This window comes from Arenibacter flavimaris, from assembly GCF_030291335.1.
Taxonomy (GTDB): Bacteria; Bacteroidota; Bacteroidia; order Flavobacteriales; family Flavobacteriaceae; genus Arenibacter.
Map to the genome: position 1 here is coordinate 1 of NZ_JASWIM010000071.1, position 7,284 is coordinate 7,284.

At 39.7% G+C, this 7,284-nt stretch carries 4 protein-coding genes; 2 read left to right on the top strand and 2 right to left on the bottom strand.

The window, feature by feature from the left end:
- Nucleotides 1-432 precede the first annotated feature (432 nt).
- Entirely contained in the window at nt 433-2,061 is a 1,629-nt protein-coding gene (gene pruA, locus QSE00_RS24790; protein ID WP_286107962.1) for an L-glutamate gamma-semialdehyde dehydrogenase, read from the bottom strand.
- 208 nt (nt 2,062-2,269) lie between these two features.
- Nucleotides 2,270-2,656: a Co2+/Mg2+ efflux protein ApaG gene (apaG, locus tag QSE00_RS24795; RefSeq protein WP_110355832.1), complete on the bottom strand. Its 387-nt coding sequence runs from the start codon at nt 2,654-2,656 to the stop codon at nt 2,270-2,272.
- A 775-nt stretch (nt 2,657-3,431) separates the two neighbouring features.
- On the opposite strand from apaG, the gene QSE00_RS24800 reads away from it, so the two are divergent.
- Nucleotides 3,432-5,819, top strand: a complete 2,388-nt coding sequence (locus QSE00_RS24800) for a transglycosylase domain-containing protein (protein ID WP_286107963.1) — start codon at nt 3,432-3,434, stop codon at nt 5,817-5,819.
- Between the two features lie 506 nt (nt 5,820-6,325).
- Nucleotides 6,326-6,736, top strand: coding sequence for a response regulator (locus QSE00_RS24805; protein ID WP_286107964.1), 411 nt, complete (start codon nt 6,326-6,328; stop codon nt 6,734-6,736).
- The last annotated feature ends 548 nt before the right edge of the window (nt 6,737-7,284 follow it).

Consider the following 7,284-nt stretch of genomic DNA (forward strand, 5'->3'; position numbering starts at 1 on the left):
AACCAAGGTACGGTGTACCTTGGTTAGGAGGAGCCAGCTGTAGCCATGGCCAAGCTGATTTTAAATTTCTTTAAATCTACGCACTTTCCACGGCCCCGGCGTCCAGGCCGCTTTCACTTGGGTAAAATGCTCTATGGGCGCCTTCCACCTTCCAATGTGAAAACCACTTGATTTAATACGAAATCGAAGATTCACGAAAACCATTATAAAACAATAAAAACCACTTGAGTAAAATGAAAGAATAATTTAATCATTGGTTTTACTAAATTGCTCCTATTAATTAAAACTGTTGCTCAAAAAAACACGACTGATCAAATTAATCCCTTTTTTTCATAAACATAACAATTGTTCTTGACCCATAAGAACCCTATAACAGTAAGGCCCGTATCTGCAAAGAGCAAATACGGGCCTTGGAAATTTGGTTTTATACCTTTATCCCAAGAAAGGGTATCTGTAATCTACAGGGGTTACAAAGGTTTCCTTTATCAACCTTGGGGATACCCAACGCAAAAGGTTTTGGGCAGAACCGGCCTTGTCGTTCGTACCAGATGCCCGTGCTCCACCAAATGGTTGTTGACCTACAACGGCACCGGTGGGTTTGTCGTTGATGTAAAAGTTGCCGGCACAATTTTGCAATGCTTTGGTGGCTTCGGCAATTGAATAACGATCTCCTGAGAGTACGGCACCGGTAAGTGCATATTCAGAGGTGCTGTCAATCAATTTTAGCGTTGTGGACCAATCCTTGTCCTCATAGATGTAAATCGTGACCACAGGACCGAAAAGTTCGGTTTCCATGGTGGTATATTTTGGATCTGTGGTTACAATTACGGTCGGTTCTATAAAGTAACCTTTCGATTTGTCATAATTTCCTCCTACATAAATTTCGGCATTCTTGTCCTTTTTGGCTTGGTCAATATACTTGGCCAATTTATTAAATGAACCTTCGTGGATTACGGCCGTAATAAAGTTGCCCATATCCTCTGGAGAACCTGGTTTGTTGAACGATTCCACATCTGTTTTTACATAATCCAATATTTCCTTGGATATGGATTTCGGAAGGTAAACCCTAGAGGCTGCACTACATTTCTGGCCTTGGAATTCAAAAGCTCCCCTTACAATTGCAGTTGCAACTTGTTTTGGGTTGGCGGTAGGGTGTGCAAGAATAAAATCCTTACCTCCGGTTTCGCCAACAATCCTAGGGTAGGTTTTGTATTTGTGGATATTGTTCCCGATCTGTTTCCACAATTCCTTAAATACATGGGTGGATCCAGTGTAATGGATTCCAGCAAAATCCGGACTGTCCAATGCTACTTTTGTAATCATTACCGGATCACCGTAAACCACATTGATAACGCCGTCGGGTAATCCTGCTTCCTTAAGGATATCCACGATTACCTTGGCAGAAAACACCTGACTGTCACTAGGTTTCCATAAAACCACATTGCCCATCATTGCGGCACTTGCGGGAAGGTTCCCTGCAATTGCAGTGAAATTAAAGGGGGTTATGGCGTAGATGAAACCTTCCAATGGACGGTATTCCACCCTGTTCCATATACCTTCCGCAGAATCTGGTTGTTCCTCGTAGATCTGGGACATGTATTCTACGTTGAAACGGAGGAAATCTATAAGTTCACAGGCGGCATCGATCTCGGCCTGATGTATATTTTTGGATTGCGCAATCATAGTTGCGGCATTGATTTTTGCCCTATAGGGACCTGATATCAATTCAGCGGCTTTTAGAAATATAGCAGCACGTTGTTCCCATTCCAGGTCTGCCCATTGATTCCTTGCTTCCAAAGCATTGGATATGGCATTGGACACGTCTTCCTTGTTGGCAGTATGGTACTGGCCAACGATATGCTGATGATCGTGCGGGGGGGAAATGGTTAATGTGTTTTCAGTTCTTACCTCTTTTCCGCCTATGTACATTGGAATGTCTGTATTGCCATTGAAATAGATACGGTATTGTTTTAGTACTTCTTCCCGCTCTGGAGTTCCGGGGGCATAACTTTTAATTGGTTCGTTATATGCCGTGGGGACTTGAAAAAACCCTTTGCCCATGATATTATTTTTTTTAAGTTCAAATTAATGGCAAAGGTACTAAATGCACCAGCGAAAATAAAGCTAAGTGCTAAGTGAATTTTGGGATATGGCGAAAACATTCCATTTATAGGTTATGGGGATCAGTAAGATTGGCACTTTTCCAATCCCAATCACTTCCCATAAATCAAAATCATGGAAATATTAAGTAAAAAGTAGAGTTGTGATTTTAATTTAGGGCAAATGGAGCACTAAATTTAAAGGTGGGGATGTATACCCTGAATTTCTCGGAATTGGTTATGCCTACCATATTGTAATGGCCTTTCATAGCCCCAATGGTGGAAGCCAATAGACAACCGGAACTATATGTGTGGGACTCCCCAGGTTTAATGACCGGCTTCTTCCCAATTACCCCTTCCCCGTCCAATACCTCCAATTCATTTAAGGAATCATAAATCTGCCAATGACGTGATGTCAATTGAACAGAGTCCTTGCTTTGGTTCTCTATGGTTATGGTATAGCCGAAAGCAAAATGCATTTTGTAGTTTTTGAAGAAAGTTCCTTCAAAACTGGTGTTTACCGAAATTTTAATGCCTTTTGTTACCTGTGTTATCATAAGATCGGATTCTATTATGTAAACAAACTTCCCGTTGTATGCATACAATTATAATGCCATTATATATAAAATACTGTATTTAAAAAATACGTATTTAACTACGGTAATCAATCTACCTTCCTCAAAGGAATTACACATTGTTTTACAAAGATAAAGCGCAAATACTACAATTTATCTTAAAATTATCATTCTTTTAATAATGAATGTGTGCCCTCCAATACGCAATTATTCAGCAAGATAAATAACAACTACTAATTCTAAAAGTTAATGTTTATATAATCGTTGTAATCATATTTATTTCTGATGTAAATCATTACGGTTGGTCTCTGCACCAAAACCGGAACCATTGTTGGGAAATAGTGCGGGTATCCTGTTTATTCTATCTTTTTCTGTAATTAAATTACTAATGAATTTGTAACTACTGGGGGTATTGAATGTAACTTTAGGTAAACCCGCTAAAATTTATTTAAGATGAAAATGGCAGCAGTTAATGAATATTGAATTATTTTTATTAGTGAAACTCAATTTTGAGAAGTCAGTATGACGCATTTAAAATTGCAAGTTGAACTAATCCCGCCTTTTTCGGCGGGATCTAGGTTCAATACCTCGACCCAAGGGTCGATTCCTATTATTGGGTTTGGGGCCTGCCTTTGTCGGCAGACAGGCCTGCCTTTGTCGGTAGACAGGCTTGCACTGAGGTTTAATACCTTTTATTTTGCAATGGAATTTTAATTGTGGAAACTTGTAGAAGCATAATATGGTATATGAAGGTGTAATGAATTTTTTAGGGCAAACCTGGGCCGGTTTTCTTAGGTTAATGTCCTATGTTCGGCAACATCCTTTTAAATCATTTTTATATGTGGTTATTACAGGGTTTTGTACACTGTGTTTACTTTTTGTGCTTATTTACCTAGGGGCTTTTGGAAAATTACCCACCAAAACTTATTTAAAGAGCTTAAAAAATCCGGTCACTTCAACCATCTATGCTTCCAATAAGGAGCCCATCGGGTATTATTACCTTCAAAACAGATCAAATGCCGATAGTTCACAAATAAAACCTGCCCTAATACAGGCACTGGTAGCCACCGAAGATTCACGCTTCTATGAGCATCGGGGGATAGACTACAGGAGTTATGCACGGGTATTGATAAAATCCATCATTTTGCAGCAAAATGCCGGTGGTGGGAGTACCATTACCCAGCAGGTGGCCAAAAATTTGTTTGGTAGGGAGAAACAGTTTTTTCTTTCTACGCCGATCAATAAAATTAGGGAGATATTTATTGCCCGAAGATTGGAAAGTATTTATGACAAGGAGGATATTATATTGCTGTATTTTAATACAGTTTCCTTTGGGGAAAATATCTATGGCATAGAAAAGGCGGCATTTCGTTTCTTTAATAAGGCACCAGAGAAATTGACTTTGCCGGAAAGTGCCACTTTGGTGGGCCTCCTAAAGGCTCCGTCCTACTATAATCCGAGAAATTTTCCGGAAAGGGCCGAACAGAGACGTAATGTGGTTCTTTCCCAAATGCTAAAACACAAATATATTTCGGAGGAAACCTTTCAGGAGGCCCGAACGCCAATGAAGGTAGACTATCAGACCCCTAAAAAAGTATCTTCTTTCTCTGCTTACTTCAAAGATTATGTGGCAACGGAATTTGCTGGGTGGGCTGAAGATAATCCTTCTCCCGATGGACATACTTACGATCTTGAGGCAGATGGCTTAAATATTTATACCACTTTAAATTTCAACATTCAGCAATATGCGGAAACTGCCTTGCATAGACAGGCGGACAATCTCCAGAAACTCATGGACAGGTATTGGGCGGCAGCGACCACGGAGGGTGGTAGGGAGGTGTTGCTACAACAATTAGTCGATCAAAATAGGGAGGTAAGGCAGATGCGCCAAAGGGGTAGGACCGAGGAGGAAATTGCGGCCTTTGTCGGTGAAAAACATAAAAGAAAATATTGGGTGATCGGTAAGGGGTATGAAGAGCAAATGCAGTCGTTGGAAGATTCAATCGCCAAAAGTATCAATAGGTTACATGCCGGCGTTATAGCGGTTAGTAGCAATTCTGGTAGGATAATGGGCTATGTAGGGGGTATCGATTATGGATTTAGCCAAACAGATAATATTGTTACACCAAGGCAGGTAGGATCTACTTTTAAGCCTATTACCTATTTGGCAGCTTTGGAGGCAGGGGAGGATCCTTGTAATTATTACGATAATACCCTAATTACATATTCCCAATACGGGGATTGGAGACCGCGAAATTCGAATAATAAGTATGGCGGTAGTTATTCGATGCACGGCGCTTTGGCAAATTCCATTAATACGGTTTCGGTGACCCTACAACTTAAGATCGGAACGGAGAAGGTTTTGGGGCAGGCAAAGAAAATGGGTATTGCATCAAAACTTCCCAATGTACCGTCCATAGTATTGGGCACGGCCGATATCAGTTTATTGGAAATGGTAGCCGCATATGCCAGTATTTCCAATGGTGGTAACAAAATAAGCCCCTATGCCATTGATCGCATAGAAGATGAACAGGGCAATGTTTTGTTCCAAGCAAAACCACAATACAAAGGAAGGGTGGCGAGCACAGAAAATATAAAGGCCTTGCAAAAAATGATGGAAGGTGTTGTTAGGGATGGCACTGGCTCCCGTTTAATGGGCTATGAAATTCCTTTTAATATTATTGGAAAGACCGGAACTACCCAAAATAATGGGGATGGTTGGTTTATTGGTTGCTCCCCGGAACTGGTTGTGGGTTCTTGGGTAGGCACCTTTGACAAACGAGTACAGTTTACATCTACTAGTATGGGATCTGGTGCCAATACAGCCCTGCCAATCGTAGCTTCCATTTTTAAAAATTTGAGTTATTGGAAAAGACCTTTGCTTAGCAATTTTGAGTACGATTTTGACTATTTTCCTTGTAGGCCTTTCGTAGCATCCGATGCCAAGGAGGCTTATGAACTGGCCCAAACAGATTCTACTTATTTACAGGAATTGCGAATTAAGGACACCCTTGCCATCTTACAGGATAAGCCTATAGAAATAGATAGTATTCAAGGAATTGTACCCAGCGGGATGCCCTTGGATTCTATAGTAAAGGATAGTATCACAACCAACATCGATATATCCAATACAGAGGTTGAGTAGGGAAACAGGAACTATTCTCGCTGTGCTTTTGGGAAAGGTTAGGGTTTATAAGAAACCATTGGATTTATAAAAGCTAAACTAATGGATAACTCTAATTGTCAGTTTACGTAATTGTATTAAGGTTCATAAGAGTGGATTTTTTTTAAAAACTTACTATCCTTTGGGTGATTATGTTTATATTGCTATAGAAGGAGCTCTATGCCCTAAGAAATATCGGGGGGTAGGCCTAGTGGTGTAAACTTTCATGGAAATATAACTTTAGCCATTGAAATGTAAGTGGTTGGAAAAAAAATACATGGTTTTGGTTTATAATTTTTTCTTACATTTGCTGAAACCCAAGTATAGGAAAAATAGTACTTTATAAAAATATAGACTTACCCAACCAAGAAGCGAGAAATCCTCGTCATCATTTCTGTGATTGTTGTATATTGATAAAACACACTTTAAGCTTTCGGAGAGAACGATGCCCAGCGATTTGAATATGCTATTATACACTTTTTAAGGTTATGATGATAGAGACAGTTTGCATTATTGATGACGATCCCATTTTTGTTTATGGGACCAAAGTTCTATTAAATTACAACAGTAGTTTTTGTTCTTCGGTTATTGTACATGAAGATGGAATGGAGGCTTTGGTAAACCTTACCGCAATGGTCAAAGGTGGGGAGCAATTGCCCGATTTGATTTTTTTGGATTTGAATATGCCCATTATGGACGGTTGGGAATTCTTGGATGAATTTGTAAAATTGCCCATTAAGAGAAAACCTAGGGTGTATATAGTGAGCTCTTCAATTGATAAACAAGATATTGAAAAGGCCAATACGTATGATATTGTAAAAGATTTTATAGTGAAGCCACTGTCAGAATCCATTCTCTCAGATCTGTTCAAGACCATAGAAACAGAGGGTGCTGCTTAAAACCTTGTTGTGAAAATATTGGCTTTGTTTGGGATCAATCCCAAAAGTTGTGTGTGAATTGGATAAAAATATAATTTACTATCTCAAGTTTGTGTCCTGTTCATTTTTTGCATCGCCCAAAAAACGAACCAAAAAACGCTAGGCTGATTTTAAATTTCTTTAAATCTACGCACTTTCCACAGCCCCGGCGTCCAGGCCGCTTTCACTTGGGTGAAATGCTCTATGGACGCCTTCCACCTTCCAATGTGAAAACCACTTGATTTAATACGAAATTGAAAATAGGCCGGTCCTTTCGTTGCGTCAACCTTCATGTTGGGGATAAGTCATTTTCAGTTATTAAAAACCTTTGGGCATTGCACTCAAGGTCTATGGTTTGGTCGTTCTTCTTCCGTCGTGGAGATGGCATGGCCGTTAAGAATTATTGAAACCCTGGAAATAATTTACTATCTCATTTTTGTGTTCTGTTCATTTTTTGCATCGCCCAAATGCGTAGCATTCATGAATACCATTAAAAATCAATAGACCAGCCGATGAATAAAAAACGACCA

Bases quoted from the DNA above. Each gene is read 5' to 3' on its own strand.
- QSE00_RS24805 (WP_286107964.1), top strand. From the start codon at position 6,326: ATGATGATAGAGACAGTTTGCATTATTGATGACGATCCCATTTTTGTT.
- apaG (WP_110355832.1), bottom strand. From the start codon at position 2,656: ATGATAACACAGGTAACAAAAGGCATTAAAATTTCGGTAAACACCAGT.
- pruA (WP_286107962.1), bottom strand. From the start codon at position 2,061: ATGGGCAAAGGGTTTTTTCAAGTCCCCACGGCATATAACGAACCAATT.
- QSE00_RS24800 (WP_286107963.1), top strand. From the start codon at position 3,432: ATGAATTTTTTAGGGCAAACCTGGGCCGGTTTTCTTAGGTTAATGTCC.